The sequence below is a fragment of the Paenibacillus sp. FSL M7-1455 genome (genome assembly GCF_038004655.1).
Lineage (GTDB): Bacteria > Bacillota > Bacilli > Paenibacillales > Paenibacillaceae > Paenibacillus_AQ > Paenibacillus_AQ cookii.
Genome location: NZ_JBBORO010000001.1, coordinates 5,317,439 through 5,334,181 on the forward strand (window position 1 = coordinate 5,317,439; position 16,743 = coordinate 5,334,181).

General features: G+C 52.0%; 13 protein-coding genes and 1 pseudogene. 1 reads left to right on the forward strand and 13 read right to left on the reverse strand.

Annotation, left to right across the window (positions count from 1 at the left end; all coding sequences use genetic code 11):
• Positions 1 to 105: 105 nt before the first annotated feature.
• The 7 genes from NYE48_RS24325 to NYE48_RS24355 form a co-directional block, all read right to left on the reverse strand.
• The gene (locus tag NYE48_RS24325; RefSeq protein WP_341000230.1) at positions 106 to 1,308 is read right to left on the reverse strand and encodes a DUF4179 domain-containing protein; all 1,203 of its coding nucleotides are present in this window, start codon (positions 1,306 to 1,308) and stop codon (positions 106 to 108) included.
• Positions 1,295 to 1,831, reverse strand: a complete 537-nt coding sequence (locus NYE48_RS24330) for a sigma-70 family RNA polymerase sigma factor (RefSeq protein WP_341000727.1) — start codon at positions 1,829 to 1,831, stop codon at positions 1,295 to 1,297. Before NYE48_RS24330 ends, NYE48_RS24325 begins: the two co-directional genes overlap by 14 nt.
• A 204-nt stretch (positions 1,832 to 2,035) precedes the next feature.
• The gene (locus NYE48_RS24335) at positions 2,036 to 2,977 is read right to left on the reverse strand and encodes a DUF5643 domain-containing protein (protein ID WP_341000231.1); all 942 of its coding nucleotides are present in this window, start codon (positions 2,975 to 2,977) and stop codon (positions 2,036 to 2,038) included.
• A 152-nt stretch (positions 2,978 to 3,129) separates the two neighbouring features.
• Entirely contained in the window at positions 3,130 to 4,197 is a 1,068-nt protein-coding gene (locus tag NYE48_RS24340; RefSeq protein ID WP_341000232.1) for a DUF4179 domain-containing protein, read from the reverse strand.
• Positions 4,166 to 4,726: a sigma-70 family RNA polymerase sigma factor gene (locus NYE48_RS24345; RefSeq protein ID WP_341000233.1), complete on the reverse strand. Its 561-nt coding sequence runs from the start codon at positions 4,724 to 4,726 to the stop codon at positions 4,166 to 4,168. The genes NYE48_RS24340 and NYE48_RS24345 overlap by 32 nt, the downstream gene beginning before the upstream one ends.
• Before the next feature lie 132 nt (positions 4,727 to 4,858).
• Complete coding sequence (locus NYE48_RS24350) at positions 4,859 to 6,307, reverse strand: sensor histidine kinase (RefSeq protein ID WP_341000234.1); 1,449 nt, start codon at positions 6,305 to 6,307, stop codon at positions 4,859 to 4,861.
• Positions 6,304 to 7,041: a response regulator transcription factor gene (locus NYE48_RS24355; RefSeq protein ID WP_036708931.1), complete on the reverse strand. Its 738-nt coding sequence runs from the start codon at positions 7,039 to 7,041 to the stop codon at positions 6,304 to 6,306. The genes NYE48_RS24350 and NYE48_RS24355 overlap by 4 nt, the downstream gene beginning before the upstream one ends.
• 187 nt (positions 7,042 to 7,228) lie before the next feature.
• On the opposite strand from NYE48_RS24355, the gene NYE48_RS24360 reads away from it, so the two are divergent.
• A complete protein-coding gene (locus tag NYE48_RS24360) occupies positions 7,229 to 8,716 on the forward strand; it encodes an alpha/beta hydrolase family protein (RefSeq protein ID WP_341000235.1) in 1,488 nt (495 codons plus the stop codon).
• Positions 8,717 to 8,931: 215 nt separating this feature from the next.
• Here NYE48_RS24360 and NYE48_RS24365 read toward each other — a convergent pair whose 3' ends face one another.
• The 6 genes and pseudogenes from NYE48_RS24365 to NYE48_RS24390 form a co-directional block, all read right to left on the reverse strand.
• Positions 8,932 to 10,134: a Ger(x)C family spore germination protein gene (locus tag NYE48_RS24365; protein ID WP_341000236.1), complete on the reverse strand. Its 1,203-nt coding sequence runs from the start codon at positions 10,132 to 10,134 to the stop codon at positions 8,932 to 8,934.
• Positions 10,131 to 11,220: pseudogene (locus NYE48_RS24370) on the reverse strand (spore germination protein). Before NYE48_RS24370 ends, NYE48_RS24365 begins: the two are co-directional and overlap by 4 nt.
• 28 nt (positions 11,221 to 11,248) lie before the next feature.
• Positions 11,249 to 12,787 carry a spore germination protein gene (locus tag NYE48_RS24375; RefSeq protein ID WP_341000238.1) on the reverse strand — a complete coding sequence of 513 codons (1,539 nt, stop codon included), beginning with the start codon at positions 12,785 to 12,787 and terminating at the stop codon, positions 11,249 to 11,251.
• 512 nt (positions 12,788 to 13,299) lie between these two features.
• The gene (locus NYE48_RS24380) at positions 13,300 to 14,514 is read right to left on the reverse strand and encodes a TraB/GumN family protein (RefSeq protein ID WP_341000239.1); all 1,215 of its coding nucleotides are present in this window, start codon (positions 14,512 to 14,514) and stop codon (positions 13,300 to 13,302) included.
• A 41-nt stretch (positions 14,515 to 14,555) separates the two neighbouring features.
• The gene (locus NYE48_RS24385; protein ID WP_341000240.1) at positions 14,556 to 15,848 is read right to left on the reverse strand and encodes an ABC transporter permease; all 1,293 of its coding nucleotides are present in this window, start codon (positions 15,846 to 15,848) and stop codon (positions 14,556 to 14,558) included.
• Entirely contained in the window at positions 15,841 to 16,743 is a 903-nt protein-coding gene (locus NYE48_RS24390) for an ABC transporter ATP-binding protein (protein ID WP_341000241.1), read from the reverse strand. The genes NYE48_RS24385 and NYE48_RS24390 overlap by 8 nt, the downstream gene beginning before the upstream one ends.

Sequence of the window (16,743 nt, forward strand, 5' to 3'; positions counted from 1 at the left end):
AGTATAGAACATATAGGTACCGGAGAATGAAAATCGACCGCCCCCTGAATCTAGGAAGCGATCGACTTAGTCTTTTACCCGGTTATTCCCGGATGCGGCAACAGCTCATTGAAGGCGATACAATTGGTCGATGCGCGACCGGTCGACGGGAACCGTCAAGTTCAATTCCTGCATGAAATGTTTCCGAATCTCCCCGTTCTCGTCCAGCGCATACCCGCCAAAGGTCGCGTCCGGATTGGTAAAGACGGGCATAAACGGCTTGATGGTGACGGATTCGGGCGCTTCCTTGAAGCGATCCAGCACGATATCGAACGCTACCGTCTTTCGGTCCGGATAAATCCCTTTGCCGCCGATTTGATTTCCCTTTTCGCCGTTGCTTCCGACCACCTCAAAAAGCAGGTTGCCCTTCTCGGCATCGGTCCATTCATGGTCGGCATGGACTTCCAGCCTCAAGATCGTTGAAACCGGCGAGAATTCCAATTCTTTGACCGTCATGGATAGCCCGTTCCACGTTTTCTGTTCACCGGATGTAACGGTCACGCGATCCGCCTGTTTATGGACCGGGAGCGTGATCACGAAAGGATCCTTGAAGCCTTCTAAGGTAATCTTCAATGTGAGCGAAAACTCGTCCGGCAAATGCGTGGAATTCGGGACCGAGCCATTGCTGTTGTTAAAGACATGGAACAACACCGCGTCGTCATCGGCCGACGGTTCCCACGTCAAATCCGGACGGTACGCTCCCGGAAAACTTTTCATCGCAACGCCGTCCACGAACATTTCGGCATCTTTGATCGCTCCCTTTTCGTAGACGATTTTTGATTCGCCGCCCGAACGAACTTCTTTATAATCGGATATTCCTCCGTGAAAATCTCCGCCCTCCCGTTGAAGGGAAAACGACAGAAGCGTGCCGTCGAATACGACCTCGCGTATTTTAAGAACCGTTCCGTCATGTTCGTCGTAGGCCTCGGGATTCGATACAAGCCCCTGTTCTTCCGCCGTCCGCAGTCCCAATTCGTCCGCAAGCTTAAAAATGCCGCCGACGACAGGGATCTGTTTCATCGTTTGAGCCATCGCCGGAGAAACGAAGCCGCTTCCCAAAACCGCGATCAAGGCGGCAGCCGACGCCGCTGCAGCGATTTTGCCGGCTTTCTTTCGTTGACGGTCTCTTCCCGGCCGCGCGCCCCCTTCCATTTCGGCCAAAGCGGCGTAGATTTCATCCTGCTTGCGGCGTATCAGCTCCGGAACCTCCGCGGCGATTTGCTTCTTGCCGGATTGCGTCAGTTCACGTTCCAAATCAAACAGGCTCATACGATAAATCCCCCTCCTTTCCGTTTTTCATTTGATCCGCCAAAATGCCCCTTGCCCGGTGCAGGCGCGCCCGGACGGCACCGTTCGAAATGCCGAGAATTTCTGAAATATGCTTAATCGGAAGATCCTGATAATAAAACAGGTGAATGACGATTCGGAGCGACTCGTCCAACCGGCTCACCGCCTCCTGAAGATCCACCTTCTGATAGCTGCCATAATAAGCATCCGAGGTTTTCGCTTCCGGAAGCTCGTCCATCACCACGGTCCGCTGCCTGTTTCGCAGCAATTGATTGCATTCGTTGATGAGAATCCGGATCATCCATGTCTTGAAATATTCAGGTTTTCTTAATGTCGACAGCGATTTATAGGCTTTCAGCGTTGCCTCCTGCATCGCATCCGCGCAGTCTTCGTCTCTTCTCAGAATGGACTTAGCCAAGCTGTACAGCCGGGGCTCCAGATCGCGCATGATGCGGACGAACGCATCCAGGTCTCCCTTCTGCGCCTTCTTGACTTCAAGTGCCATGGTTACCACGTTGCTTTCATCTCCTTTTAAAGGCCCTCTATGGATTAGATGGTCCGGAGGCGCGAAATGTTATATGGAAAAAATTTCTGCAGAACGAAGAATCCCTTCCCGGCGAACAGGTGCCTGCCGGAAAGGGACCGCGATGTTTCCAAAATTCATTGAACCCTAGAAAAAGTGCAGGATAAGCCTTTTATGCTGCTGCTTCTATTTTATCTTGGCAGTCATTTCGAGATCTTTCAAGTATTCCATCACCACTTCGCCTTGGTCATCTACCTTGAATGCGCCGGATGTGGCGCCCGGTTCCTCAAAGACGGGTTTGGCCGGCTTAATCGTAATGGACTTGATGTTTTTCCCCTGCATATCCAGGAAAATGTCGTGGTACATGACCCCTTTGGCCCCGTTTTCGTCGGTGCCTCTTCCGCCCGATAACTGCTCGATTTTCCGGCCTTGATCGTCAAAAAAATCGTACAGCATCGTCGTGTTCGCGTCCACCCCCGTAACGATCAGCTGCAGTCTCGCGGAATGCGAAGTCACGTTTGCCTTTTTGAATGTGATGGAGGTTTTACCCGATTTTTTCGTGATGTTCGGATTCAGCTTCTTCACCGTGCCTGCATTTTTTTGTACGGGAACGTTCAGCGTATACGGCTTGTTGACGCCTTTCAGCGTAATCTTCGCCGTGAGTTTGAAGTTGTCCGGCAAAGCCTTCAGGCTGGCTTTATCTCCGAGATAAGTCGCATCGGCCATCGTGATGAGCGCTTTGTCCGGGCTGGAACCCGCTTGCCAAGTAACGTTGGGGCGCTCCCATAGCTTGGACCCGCCGTACGCATTGGCGGAGATGCCGTTAATAAAGAGTTCCAGGGATGTAATCGCTCCTTTTTCCTGAACGCTATCTTGTTTTTGATCATCCCATTTCCAGTCGGTCATGCCTCCGACGAGGCCCTTTCCGTTACGTTCGACTTCCAGCTGAACGACGTTGCCGTCGTATGTCGCCTTGGAGATGCGCAGGGAAATGTCTTGCTGGGTCACGGTGCCGGAAACGGATTTGGTTGCCTGAGCCTGGGCTGCGAAAGCTGTCCCCCATGCGGCTCCTCCCAATAAGCAGCTGGCCAAGACGGCGGCGCTCATCACTTTATATATCGACTTCATGTATAGTTCCTCCTAAACATTTCAGTATCGTTCGAGGGCCCTCTATAGGATTAGATGGACCGGGTACCGGAAATGTTATACGGCAGGAACGATTCCTCCCCTCGTTAAGCTTCCCCATACGATCTTAAGGCTTTTGTCGAATCCGGGCTTCGTTATTCGTCGACCGTCACCGTCATCTCCAGCTCCGGAATGAACATCTTTTTTCGCGTTTCATGCGAAATGAGGTACGGCTTGATTTTGAGTCGTTTGGGCATCCGTTCGAAAGGGTCCATATCCATGTGCATCGCCACCATGGTCGTGCCGGGAATGCCGCCTCCATATCCGCTGCCGGAGGAATCCAACTGATTGCCGTCCTGATCCTCAAGGACGTATCGCAGTCTCTCTCTCCGCTTAGTCAGATCTTGCTTCGCATAATCTTCATTAATCGTCAGTTTGGTCATCAACGGCGTGAGTTCGATTTTCCCCAGCGAAATTTTGAATTGTTTCCATTCCTTCGGCGGATCGTTCGAGGTTACGATTTTGGTCGCCGTTTCATTTTTCTTGACGGGAATGTCGAACATGAACGGATCCTTCTCCATCCCCGCCAAAGTGATTTTCAGGTTTAACGTAAATTCGTCCGGGAATCGGTAAGGGGTATGGTCCTTAGAGCTGAATTCCTGATGGCTGATCGTCACTATTGAGGCCGAAGGGGTGCCTGTACGCCCCCAATTCTTCATCGTCCCTTGTCTTACGGTCATATCGACCACTTCCCCGTTGACCATGCCATTGACGCTGAAATCACGATTGGTGAACAGATGGTCGTCGGTATCCTGTTCCAATACGAAATAAATATTTGACCCGGAATAAACCAGTTTCGGAATCCGAAGCGTCACCCCGTGATGCGTCACGCTGGCATTCAGCTCGTCCATCATGCCTTTTTCGTCGGCGGTTTGCAAACCGATCTGGTGAGTCAATTGGAATAAATCCTGGATAAAGGGAATCCCTTTCAGCGATTTGGCCATAGCCGGCGAAACGAACGCCGAACCCAGCAAAGCGAGGCACACCGCAAAAGCAGCGGCTGCCGAACCGCAAACGTATAACCACTTGTTCCTGCGCTTTACGGTTAAAGACGGCAATTCCTCAAACGCCGCAGCCATGCGTTCGCCGACAATGTGCGGCAGTTCGTCCGGGATCGGCACCCGACTGTCCTTAAGCTTCATCTCGATATCGTTCAGATCCATGCTTTTTTGCCTTCCTCTCCGGCGTATCGCCCAATATTTGAAGCAGCCTCCGGCGTGCCCTGAACAAGCGCCCTTTGACCGCATTTTCCGTTATGCCCAGCAATTCGGCGACGGACAACAGAGGCATATCCCGAAAATAAAACAGCTGGATGACGGTCTGCAGCGGCTCGTCCAGTTGTTCGACGGCATCCCGGATATCCAGCGAATCATAATCGGATGCGGGCTTTGCTTGTTCCATGTCTTCCATATTGTCCACGGGGACCAGCCGTTTCTTGTTTCTCAATACCTGGTGGCATTCATTGATCAGTATTCTGCAGATCCAGGTATGGAAAAACTCCGCTTTTTTCAGCGTATGAAGCGATTTGTACGCTTTCAGGATCGTCTCCTGCATGGCGTCGGCGCAATCCTCGTCGCTGCGGAGAATCGAGAAAGCCAGCCCGTACATCTTCATTTTGATGTCAACCACAAGCCGGATGAATGCTTCATGGTCCCCCTTCCTCGCTTTTTTCACTTCTTGTTTTACGTTCACGTTTCTCTGCTCCTTTGACCGTATTCACCCTATCGTTCATTGGCATATCTTTTAGATACGCGGGAGTCCCCAAAGGTTTGTTCGAAATGAAAAAAAAACGCCGGAACATTCCGGCGTGTGCGTAGGCATGGCTCAAATTGTCATTTTCGTTCGCCCTTCAACCTTGGCGGCTTCCGTGCAATGTTGAGTCGGGAGGAGGATGTGAATGACGGTGCCTTTCGCTTCCGGATCGAGCCAAATCCGCCCGTCATGCCGCTCGACGGCGCCTTTGGCGATGGATAGTCCCAGCCCGCTCCCGCCGTCGCTCCGGCGGGCCCGGTCGCCTCGAACGAACGGCTCGAACACGGTTTCTTTCACTTGATCCGCGATCCCCGGCCCGTTATCTCCTACCGTCACCCGAACATTTTTGGCCGTAACCTCCAGCGATAGCCATACGCGGGCGCCCTCCGTATTGTACTTCAGCGCATTGGCCAACAAATTCGTGACCGCCCGGCGTATCAGCCCCTCGTGGCAGCATACCCTGACCGGCGTTTCCGGAATCCGGACATCGAAGGCGATGCCTTTTTGCGCGAACGAATCATATAGATCGGCCGCCGCGGTACGGCACAGCTCCGCCAAATCTTCGGTCCTGCGCTCGTACGCCGGCTCCAAGCTTTCAAGCTTGGTCAGTTCGAACAAGTCATCGACAAGCGAAGCGATGAACTTGGCTTTCAAATAGATGCGGTTTGCGAATTCGAACCTTTGCGTTTTGTCCTGCTCCATGCCGAGCCGCAGCACTTCCGCATAACCTTGGATCGTCGTAATCGGCGTTTTAATGTCATGGGAAATATCCATCATCATCCGGCGGCGCCCTTCTTCAAGCTTCCGTTTTGCCGCCTCGGCCTGCTTGAGCCTGTCGGCCATGCGGTTGAAGCGAAACTGGAGGTCCATCAGCTCCCGGTCGGCCCGATAAAAAAGCCTCTCGTCTTCCCTGCCTTCGGCGATGCGGTCGAGTCCGCGGGTTACCGCGGCGAGCGGCTTCGTAATCCGTTTGGCCGTGATCCGGCTGTACAGCCATACGCTTGCCAAAAACGCGGCGGCGAACCACAACAAACCCCGCAGCAGAAGACCGGCAAATACGCCGGTGATTTCGGCGTTCGTCTTGGCCAACCGGCTTTCTTTCTGAACGGCCCCGCCCGGGATCGCGACAAGCAATCGGTATGGCCGGCCGTCAGGCGCAACGAAAGGCGCCAAAGAATAGTAGGCCGAACGGTTTCCGTCATAAAACATCGCGTACACCTCCTCCTCCGTATAAGCGGATTTGGCTTTTTCCTTGCCGCTGCCGCGCGAAAAAACGACGCGCAAATCGGAATCCAGCACCTGAATGTAACCGCCCAAGGATTGAACGGTTTCATAGGGAATCTTTTCCCAATCGTCCCGGATCAAATGGCTGGCTTCCACCATGGGCAGCGTTTGGTTCAAGTACTGGTCCCGCGCATCATACATGCCTTTGTACACCATGAAACCAATGATGCCGAGAATGACGGAAAAAAGGACGTAGTTAAGCATTAAGCCCGCATGGACGCTTCGCATGTTCCTCATGGCGCCACGTCCCTTGGATCCAGTTTGTATCCCAGCCCTTTAATGGTCACGAGAAACCGCGGTTCCCTCGGGTCGTCCTCCAGCTTGTCCCTCAGCCTGCTGATCTGAACCATGACGGTGTTGCTGTCCTCCAGATAAGGCTCGTTCCATACGTTTTCGTATATTTGGCGTTTCGTGAATATCCTTCCCGGCGATTCCATCAAAAGCTTGAGCAGCTTATATTCGAGCGGCCCAAGCGCAATCTCTTGGCCCCGTTTGTACAGCATGCAGGCTTCGTGATCCAGCTTCAGCGGCCCGCAGACGGTGGCAAGCTTCGGCGAAGCACCGTCTCCGCCGGCCCCTTTCAGCTCATAATAACGGCGAAGCTGGGCTTTGATTCTCGCCACCACCTCGATTGGGCTAAACGGTTTGGAGATGTAATCGTCCGCCCCGATCCCAAGCCCGGTCACCTTATCGACGTCACCGCCCTTGGCCGACAAAATGATGACGGGGATCGTATGTTTTTCCCGGATCCGCCCGATCAGCTGGTAACCGTCCAGCTCCGGCATCATAATATCGACCACGGCCAGGTCCACCTGTTCCTGCTGAATGATCCTCCATGCCTCCTGCCCGTTTCCCGCCACGATCACGCGGCAACGCTCCCGCTCCAGAAACAGTTTCAGCAGCTCCGCGATTTCCGGCTCATCATCCGCGACAAGAATCGTACGCTCCTCGATCTCTCTTCGTTCATGCATCAATATGATTTCTTCCTCCACTTGTATGTTGGCGGCTTGTCCGCCCTATTCATATAAAAATATACATTGCTATGATCGTCCCATGCGCAACGAATGTCAATTGTAAGGATAATGTAAGGTTGGCTACAGATGGGTTACAGTTTCGATTGATACGCTGATGGCATACATCCAAGACAGGAGGAAAAACATGCGAATTGGGGAAATTGCCTTATTCATCGCAAACTTTACGCTGATTCTCGGCAGTGTTCTGGTTACAAGGAAACGGGGACGCTCGTTTTATGGGTATGCCTGGGCCACCGCCGTAACGGCAGTTCTTAGCTTGGTTCAAATCATCGCCGAAGGATATCGCTGGCAGATGCTTCCGGTCTATGCAGCCAGTCTTGTCACCGGGGGCTTGGCCCTGCGCCGCCGGCATCCGTCGCGAAAAGCGGAGGCCCGGACAGATACGCTGCCGGAAAAACCGCGTGCCGCAGCAAAAGGACTCCGCCGCGGAATCGTGGCGTTCCTGTTTCTCGTATATGCGGGAGTGTCGGTCGCGCTGCCGACCCTTCTGCCCGTCTTCAGTTTCGTCAAACCCCAAGGGCCGTACCCGGTGGGAACCACGACGATGATGCTTGAAGATCCAAGCAGGGAAGAACCGGCCACCGCGGACCCTGCCGATCGCCGTAAGCTCATGATTCAAATCTGGTATCCGGCCCAAGCCGGTACCGGAACGGGGCCGGCCCCCTACATCGAGCACCTGCCGGAAATATTGGACGGCTTGCGCCAGGCGATCACCCTTCCCCCGTTCCTGCTGGGCCAGCTTAAATACGTGCATACCGATGCGATGCAAAATGCGGAACCATCCAGGGAACAGGAACGTTACCCGGTGCTGCTGTTTTCCCACGGATTAACCGGCTTCCGGAACCAAAACACGTTCCAGGTGGCGGAGCTCGCCAGCCGCGGATATGTCGTGGTCGGCATCGACCATGCCTACGATGCGGCCGCCGTCGTTTTTCCGGACCATACGGCCATGCTCAAGCTTGAACATGCTTCCGGCTTCGATGCTTATGAGGAAAAAAGCAGATTATGGGTCCAGGACGCCAAATTCGTGTTGGATCAATTGCAGCGTTTGAACGATCCGAGCCAAAAAGGGATGTTTTCCGGCAGGCTCGATCTAAACAAGGTCGGCATGTTCGGCCATTCCTTCGGCGGCGCCACAGCAGCGCAAATGCTGCTGGCGGATGGACGGGTCAAAGCAGCCCTGAACATGGACGGTACGCTTTACGGCAAGCCCGTGCCGGAAGGCGGCTTCGGCAAACCCTATCTGCAAATGAACGCGGAACTGAGCATCAGCCGGGACGTCTTCGACAAATCGCTGGATCAGGCGATCCAACAATCCGGCCGCAGCCGGGAGGATTACGAACAATTTTGGGACGAGTCCGCGAAACGACGCCAACGGGCCGCTGCCTCGAGCGAGGCGTATTCGGTCACTTTTGCCCACGCGAACCATATGAGCTTTACCGATTTTTATCTGTTCTCGCCGCTGCTTCACCCGAAAGGAGCCGAACCGAGGCAGATGCAAGCTTCGATCAACGCGCTCACCGTTGCATTTTTCGATCGTTACGTCAAGGGAAATCCCGGTCCCTCCATCGAGGAGGTTGCCGGCCGCCTTCCGGGCGTTACCATGCCATAGCCGCACGACGTATCCATGTACCGCAAAGAAGCCCCGGGCAGGAATGCCCGGGGCTTTGGTACTTTTTTTAGCCTAATCTGTTTTGTTTGTGCAATTCCGATCTGGATTTTGCAATAACGCAGGACCGGTTTTGTGTTCGATCGCTTTGTGGATGAAATACAGGCTGATCCTCCCAGCCGCTTCGTCCCCGGCCTTCACCAGTTTCAGCACCCAACTTATTCATCGGCCGTCCCATAATCTTTGATCGTTAGGTTGACCTCATACCGGATCGGAACCTCGCTAAAGGTTTGGTCCCAATCTTTTTTGACTGCCTTCCATACATGAGGATACGCAATTCTCAATTTGTTTCCGAAGCCGGCAACGTCCGTTTTGTATTCATGCTGAATTTTATCCAATACATGCTCTACTAAACGCTCCACCTCTTCTTCGGCCGCTTTTTCCGCTCTTTTCAAAAAGTCCGTTTCGATGGTTTTCTCCGAAACCACCCAATGCTCGGCAATTCTTCCTTCAGACTCGATTTCTATTTTAAAAGAGATGGTGTTTCCATCAACGCGGGGCTTAATTTTGCTTTTCATGGACAACACCTCGTATATTATGGGCTCACCTGTCTTTTTGTCCACGCTTTTAACCAAACCGCCCTTCCCCTCCCCGGTTATCCACGTTAAGCCTTCCAATTCCTTTTCATTCAAAAAACCGCGCAGTTTTCTGGTTTTCCCTTCAATGACGGCGGCTCCTTCAAATTTTATGTCCCCATTCGCCGACGAGACGACATTTTGCAAAAGAAAGCTGGTCCCGGAATGCAGCTTCCCCTCGATCTTGGTCAGCGTAGCCGGTGGTAAAATCTTGGTGGTTCTGCCGTGGCCATGTGTCATTTCAACCAGTTTAAACGCCGGAACCTCCATCGGCTTTTTCGAATCCAGCGTTTGGCTCGCCCGGTTCTGAGCGCTGAGAAGGAGGCAGCTTGGTCTCATTTCCTGTTCCCTAATAAAAAAATCCAAGATCTTTTGCAGATCCAAGGCACGTGCAAGATCCCCGCCAATAATAATCACTTTTGAATGCTCGGCAAAGGCGCGCTTTTCGATTCTTAATATCATATTGCGCAAGGTCGGGAGGATCGCATCTCCGGTTTCGGAAACGTTGTTATAAGCCTTGGGTTGTGAAGAAGCGTTTTTGGTGCCTTTGCCTGTCGTCTCTGCGGTGACAAACTGATTGGTTATCGTAATTCGATCCCGGCGGGGAGGCCCGCCTGCTTGTCCCGCAGATTCTTCCCGGGACTCCTCCTGTGTGTCCAGATCCAAAGAAGTGCCTACAACCAGGCCCAAATCTTCAATTTCTTTACTGCTCCAGCATCCTGTAAGAGATAAGAGGGAAAGAACCAACAGCGAAATCAAAAGGTTTCGTACCGTAACGCGCTTCAAGCTTTTCCACCTCTCACGCTCGATACCAGAAGCAAAATGACTGGCAGTACGGCAAATAATAATAACGCGGCATTGCCAACCATATCCCCGAATTTAAACAGGTCATTGATATCTTTTGGAACCATGGCAATGAGATAAATAATCGGAACCAAGCCATAAACAAACGGGCGAATCCTTTTTTTGAAGAGTTGGGCCATCCCTAAAGCAGCCGCATAGTAGGTAATCGTAAAGGTCGTGAATATTTGCATAATCCATATGACAAGCAGCCAAGATTCAAACCGTTCAAAGATCAAACCGGGGATCTCAAAACTTCGCATCAGCTCCAGCGTAGGCCACGTACTCATGACCACTCCATCGATTGACAGGGCTCCGATGACCATGACAACGGTGATGACGTAAAAAAGCAAAGGGATGAATACGCCAACCAAAACGACTTTGGCGGCTTTGTCCGGCTGTTTCATAAACGCAACAAGGAGCAGCATAATTTCAGAGCCTAAAAAAAGCGAGCGTAGTTGTCTTGATTCCCTTGAGCGTAGGGACAACTCCCAATCCCAATACGGGACGGAGATTATCTATTTCAAATATGCCTAAACTCAAAAAGGCAACCAGTAAAAAAATGATGATCGTAATAGGGAATATAATTTCAAACAAACGGGCGATCGCGTTGATTCCGCCTGTGATCAGATAAAGACCTATCCATATAAAAGGAAGGATGATGGCCCAGGTGGGGGTGCCTTCCAGCAAAAAAAGCCCGGTTACTTCTGCCATCGTTCTGACTTCATATGCAGAAAGAGTAAAAAAGTAACCTATAATAAGCAAACTGAGGAACCCGCCGATCCATTTCCCCACAATTTCCTGGCTGTATTGATAGAAGGTTTTTTCGGGGTATCGCTGGTTTAATTTCACGATGATCAGCCCTATGATCATGGCGATGATCCCGCCCAAAATAACGGTGATCCACACATCGGGTGTTTTCACCTTCTCCACGGATGTTCGGGGGAGGGTGAGGATCCCGGCTGCAAGAATGTAATTGACGAGGATAACCGCCGCTTGCGAATTCGTAATTTGACCTTTTGGACTTCTCATGCTGGTTTTATTTCCTTTCATAAAAGAGCTATCCTTTACGCATGGAATCTTTCTTTTGTATCGCCTTCCGAAAGCGTCTCATCTTCACAAGCGGCATTCGAATCATCAAGTCTTTCCAATCACTTACTCGATAAGGAACGACCGGCGTGATAAAGGGAACGCCAAAACTCTTCAGCCTCACTAAATGGCTGCAAAGGAAAAGGAAAAACAGAACCACCCCGTACAATCCATACACCGCCGCGAAAAACATGGCTACAAACCGAAGCATGCGAAACGAAATTCCGGCGCTGTATTGAGGGACGGCAAAGGAAGAAATGGCCGTCAGCGCCACCACGATCACCATAATAGGACTGATGATTCCCGCTTGCACGGCTGCTTCCCCGATGACTAATCCGCCAACGATCCCCATGGCCGGACCAATAGGTCTAGGCAATCGCAGACCGCCCTCCCGCAGGATTTCGATCGAAACTTCCATGATCAGCGCTTCGATGATGGCGGGAAACGGTACCCCTTCCCTCGTGCCCATGATGGATAAGGCCAGTTTGGTAGGGATCAACCCTTGGTGAAACGAGACGAACGAAATATACAAAGAGGGTCCAAAAAGCGAGATAATAGCTGCAAAATAACGTAATAAGCGGATAAGAAAACTCGGTATCCAACGATCATAATAGTCTTCCGGTGAGTGCAGCATCATACTTAATGAAACCGGAACTATCAAAGCGAAAGGCGTCCCGTCCAACAAGATGGCAACTCGTCCTTCCATCAAGGCACTGTATACGCGGTCGGGGCGCTCCGTATTCTGTACCTGCGGAAAAGGACTGAGGTAATTGTCCTCGATCAGCTGCTCTACATAGCCTGATTCCGGCACATCATCGATATTGATTTTTTTGATTCTTTCCCGGACCTCTTCCACCAAAGCAGGATCAGCCAGATCTTTGATATAGGCGATGACGAGTTCTTTTTTTGAACGCTCTCCTACTTGAAACTTGAGGATGGATAAGTTGCTGTTGCCGCCTTGCTGTCGTAAAAGGGCGGTATTATCTCTTAACGATTCCGTGAAACCTAACCGCGGGCCTCGAACCAACGGCTCCGATGACGGTTCTTCCATATTGCGCGACTTCCCTTTGGTTGTACCGAGAATGAGCGCATTCTGCACGCCGTCCATTAACAGGGCGGTCGAACCCGTCAATATCTTGGACGCCAACTCTTTTGCATGACGTGCTTCCGTTACTTCACCAATGGTAAGAACTTGATTTTTAATATACTCTTTAGAAACGGCTCCTTGCACAATAGATGGCTCCTGATGATGGTTTTCCGAGAAACTCATCATCAGCGATTTCATAATGTGTTTGTCGATAAGTTCTTTATCCGACAGTCCATCCACAAAAATGATGGCCGCACAAATGCCTGTGCCTCCGATCTGAAACTCCCTAAAGTGCACATCCGAATTATGGCCGATTTCTTTTCTCACCCGTTCAAGATCTAAGGCAAAATTCCCCGTAAATGGCTCTAATGAGGCTTGGGCAGCATTCCATGTGTTGTTTTCTTTATTCTCATGTTGTTTCATCGTAGATACCTGCCATGTTATTTTCCTTCGTCTTCCTTGGAGTGATGAATCCATTTAAAGAACCTTGAGAGGACATACGGAACCACAAATGCAATGAATCCCTGCATAAAAACCTTCCAGTCCGGAAGGTAGAAAAGCACCATTTTCCACATGTCGGCCCCCTGTCCAAGGCAACATTTGCGTCGTTTAGGCATGCGTCCCTGTAATTCCATTATGGTCTAAGCCACAACCGTTTATTCTTCATACATCGACTATGCAGGAGTAAATGGATGATCATTGGAATGGATGGGAAATAAAGCGAGGCGAAACGGATCACGATGGATTCATACTCCCCTTCTAAAAAGAGCCTTTGCCGCAGTAACGGCAAAGGCTCGGGGGACAAAAGGCTGTGGAACCCACGGCGCGCAAAGGATGAATCTAAGCGAAACCCGCCGTTAGGCAGCAAATTGTTCAAGCATCTTACTACATTTTCTTCAAACCTGGTGTTTGGGCCTCAACTTTTGCGGGGCGGTTTACTTCCGAACGACAGCGTATCCTTTGTCCTGCAGCAGCTTGATGATGCCGTGCTCGCCCAAATAATGAGCCGCCCCAACCACGATGAAATACTCTTCTTTTTTGCCGTTTTTCAAGTATCCGTCGATTTTTTCGGCCATTTTCTCGTTGCGGTCGATCAGCATCGCTTTGTTGTATTCCGGCTCGGCAGCCATGCTGTTGGTCAGTTCGAGCAGCTGCTCGTCATTGCCCGTTTTCCACATCTGGGCCATCTTGTCTACGCCGTCATCCAGCACGTCGAAATTGTCCAGCGCGTTGTTCAGGTTTTTCTCCTGCAATTCCTTGGAGAAGCCATTGAACATGCTCAATTGGGATTCGTAGGATTCCAGCTCGACCACCGGGATTTTGCGTTCGATCGCTTTTTGGATGAAATACAGGTCGATCCCTGCAGCCGCTTCGTATCCGGCCTTCACCGATTTCAGGCTGCTGATCGTCGTTTCGACGACCCACGGTTTGAAGGCATCCAAGGCGTCCGGCTTCATGCCGCTTTGCTGCAGGATTTTGCCAAGCTTGGCGTAGGTCTCGCCGGAAATATGATCCTTCAGCGTCGTTCCGTCCTGATACATGCCCATATCCATGACCATCTTCTGCTGCGCTTCGTCGGCCGCTTTGCTCAGATCGATCTCGACGCCGAGATAGTCGGCCTCGGCAAACGCTTCTTCAAACTCCGGACGCAGCGGGTAAAAGCTGTTATCCGCAATATGGATCGAGCCTACCAAATACACCGTGTTCCCGTTGTTCTCCACTTCCCACATGAAGCCCTTGCCGCCGGTCTTGGCGGTTTCGGTTCCCTTGGAAATGAGCAGCACCGTGCGCGTTTTGGCATCCCAGCGAACTTCGTAGCCCGCTGCGTCGCCAACCACCCGAATAGGTGCATACGTCACGCCGTTGATCCGTTTGAGCTTGCCTTTCAGCGTAATCGTTTTGCCGTTCACGACGGCGTGAATCGTATCATTCGCAGCGCCCGTCAGCGTGGCATCCATCGCCTGGAGCGTCGATTTCAGCGGAACATACGTGGTACCCTGCTCGATGATCGGCGCGCCTCCGGCATATTGAACGGCGTGGTTATTCACTTTGACTGCCGGCTGCTGCGGAGCGGCCATGGCAGGCGCGGCCGTGGCCATGAGTCCCGCCGAGATCGTGATGGATAAGAGCATTCGTTTCCAATGTTTCATGTTGGATTCTCCTTAAAATTAAATGAGTATTTGGATGAGATTCAAATCTTGTAAGCCTTCATGGCTTTGCGAAGCTCTTTGAACGACGGACGTTTGCCGTACATCAGGACGCCGGTGCGGTAGATCTTGGCCGACAACCAGCCGAACACGATGATCGACACGACGAGCAGCGCCAGGGATATCAAAATTTGCCAAGTCGGCACGGTGCCCATTCCGATCCGCACCAGCATCGCGGTAGGAGCCGTGAACGGGATGAAACTCGTGACTTTGATCAGCATCGTTCCCGGCGAGCTGATGCTGAAAATGCCGATGTAGAACGCGGCAAGCCCAAGCATCGTAATCGGCATGACCGCCTGCCCCAGCTCTTCGGTGCGGCTGACGATGGAACCGACGGCGGCATACAGCACCGCAAACAGGAAGTAGCCGACAATGTAGAACGCCAGACCGTACACTAGCACGGAAATATTGAGATCCGTCAGGCTCAGGTGGAACTCCTGAAGCATGCCCACGTTGTTCGGCAGCATGAGGTTCGCTACCACCACCACGCCAAACACGGCGATTTGAACAAGCCCTACGAGGAAAATCCCGATGATTTTGCCGAACATTTGGTTCAGAGGTTTCACGCTCGTAATGAGAATTTCCATAATGCGCGAGCTTTTTTCGGCGGTGACTTCCGCGGCGATCATGTTGCCCGTCATCATATTGGAGCTGAAGAACAAAATCATGAGAAAATAGACCGTGACGTAATTCATGATTTTCTGGTTTCTTTCCTTTTCCGTGTCCCCTCCGGCATTGGCCTTCGCCTCTTCGGATAAGTCAAGCGAATCCAGGCTTACCGGTTTATTCAGGGCCGCGATTTGCTCCGCGGTCAAGGCATCCTTGGCGATCATCGCCGTTTTGACGTTTTGCAGCGCTCCTTGCAGATACGTGCTCAGCCCTTGCCCCATTCCGCCTTCGCCGGCATAGACGACTTTCGGAAAAGACGAATCGGCCGGATCCTCCTCGAACTTCAAATACCCTTCAAGCTTGCCGTCCTTCACGTCCTGCTTCAACGGCTCTTCGGCATTTCCTTCATATTTCACAAACGTATAATCCTTGTTACCCGAAGCCGCCGCATACTTTTCCAGTTCGGACGCCACGGCCTGCCCGCTGCCGGTCAAAAGACCGATTCGATCCGGGCCGTCGTCCCCGCCGCTGAATTGTTTGATGAAATACGGCACGTTCATCCCGATCGTGATCAGAATGGCCAGCACCAGCGTCGTAATAAGAAATGATTTCGTTTTGACTTTATTTTTGAACGTAAAACCGATAATCGTCCCCAGATTATTACTCATTGGATTCACCCACCTCTTGAATGAAGATTTGGTTCAACGTCGGCTCCTTGATTTCGAAGCGTTCAACGGCCGTTTGCGCCATCGCATGCTGCAAAATCAGCTGAGCCGTATCCGGCGTGCCGATCTTGATCTGGTAACCCCGCTCGTTGCGTTCCACCGATTTGACGCCCGGGATGGATTCCAGCCGTTCCACCACTCCCACGGTATGCAGCACGACCTCTTCCCGCGGGTAACGGCTTTTGATTTCCTTGATATCCCCCTGCACTACCGTATTAGAGCGATGAAGAATCGTGATGCGGCGGCACAGCTCCTCGACATGTTCCATCCGGTGCGTGGAGAACAAAATGCTTGTTCCGTTGTCCCGGAGCTCTTTGACCGTCGCCTTGAGCAGTTCCACGTTGACCGGATCCAGGCCGCTGAAGGCTTCATCCAAAATCAAAATTTGCGGTCTGTGCACGACGGCGGCGATAAAACCCATTTTTTGCTGATTGCCCTTGGACAGCTCCTCGATCCGCTTATCGTAATACTCCGGCACTTCGAACCGGTCGAGCCAATAACGCAGGCTTTTGTCCGCGTCCTGTTTGGACATCCCGCGCAGCCGCGCCAGATAAACGATCTGCTCGCTGACCTTGATCTTCGGATACAAGCCCCGTTCCTCGGGCAGATATCCCATCACCCGCGTCAGTTCATTGCTGTAGGGCTTGCCGTGGTAACGGATTTCGCCCCCGTCCGGATAAATGAGCCCCAGCACCATCCGCATCGTCGTCGTTTTGCCGGCGCCGTTTGCGCCCAAAAGGCCGTAGATTTCGCCCTGCTCTACCTGGAGCGATATGTTGTTCACCGCCGTTTTCTCCCCATACTGCTTAAACACGTGATCCAATTGCAACGATACCAT

What these genes read in the sequence shown, in the direction of transcription:
- NYE48_RS24325 (WP_341000230.1), bottom strand. Translation starts at nt 1,308, where the DNA reads ATGAGCCTGTTTGATTTGGAACGTGAACTGACGCAATCCGGCAAGAAG.
- NYE48_RS24330 (WP_341000727.1), bottom strand. Translation starts at nt 1,831, where the DNA reads ATGGCACTTGAAGTCAAGAAGGCGCAGAAGGGAGACCTGGATGCGTTC.
- NYE48_RS24335 (WP_341000231.1), bottom strand. Translation starts at nt 2,977, where the DNA reads ATGAAGTCGATATATAAAGTGATGAGCGCCGCCGTCTTGGCCAGCTGC.
- NYE48_RS24340 (WP_341000232.1), bottom strand. Translation starts at nt 4,197, where the DNA reads ATGGATCTGAACGATATCGAGATGAAGCTTAAGGACAGTCGGGTGCCG.
- NYE48_RS24350 (WP_341000234.1), bottom strand. Translation starts at nt 6,307, where the DNA reads ATGAGGAACATGCGAAGCGTCCATGCGGGCTTAATGCTTAACTACGTC.
- NYE48_RS24355 (WP_036708931.1), bottom strand. Translation starts at nt 7,041, where the DNA reads ATGCATGAACGAAGAGAGATCGAGGAGCGTACGATTCTTGTCGCGGAT.
- NYE48_RS24360 (WP_341000235.1), top strand. Translation starts at nt 7,229, where the DNA reads ATGCGAATTGGGGAAATTGCCTTATTCATCGCAAACTTTACGCTGATT.
- NYE48_RS24375 (WP_341000238.1), bottom strand. Translation starts at nt 12,787, where the DNA reads ATGAAACAACATGAGAATAAAGAAAACAACACATGGAATGCTGCCCAA.
- NYE48_RS24380 (WP_341000239.1), bottom strand. Translation starts at nt 14,514, where the DNA reads ATGAAACATTGGAAACGAATGCTCTTATCCATCACGATCTCGGCGGGA.
- NYE48_RS24385 (WP_341000240.1), bottom strand. Translation starts at nt 15,848, where the DNA reads ATGAGTAATAATCTGGGGACGATTATCGGTTTTACGTTCAAAAATAAA.
- NYE48_RS24390 (WP_341000241.1), bottom strand. Translation starts at nt 16,743, where the DNA reads ATGGTATCGTTGCAATTGGATCACGTGTTTAAGCAGTATGGGGAGAAA.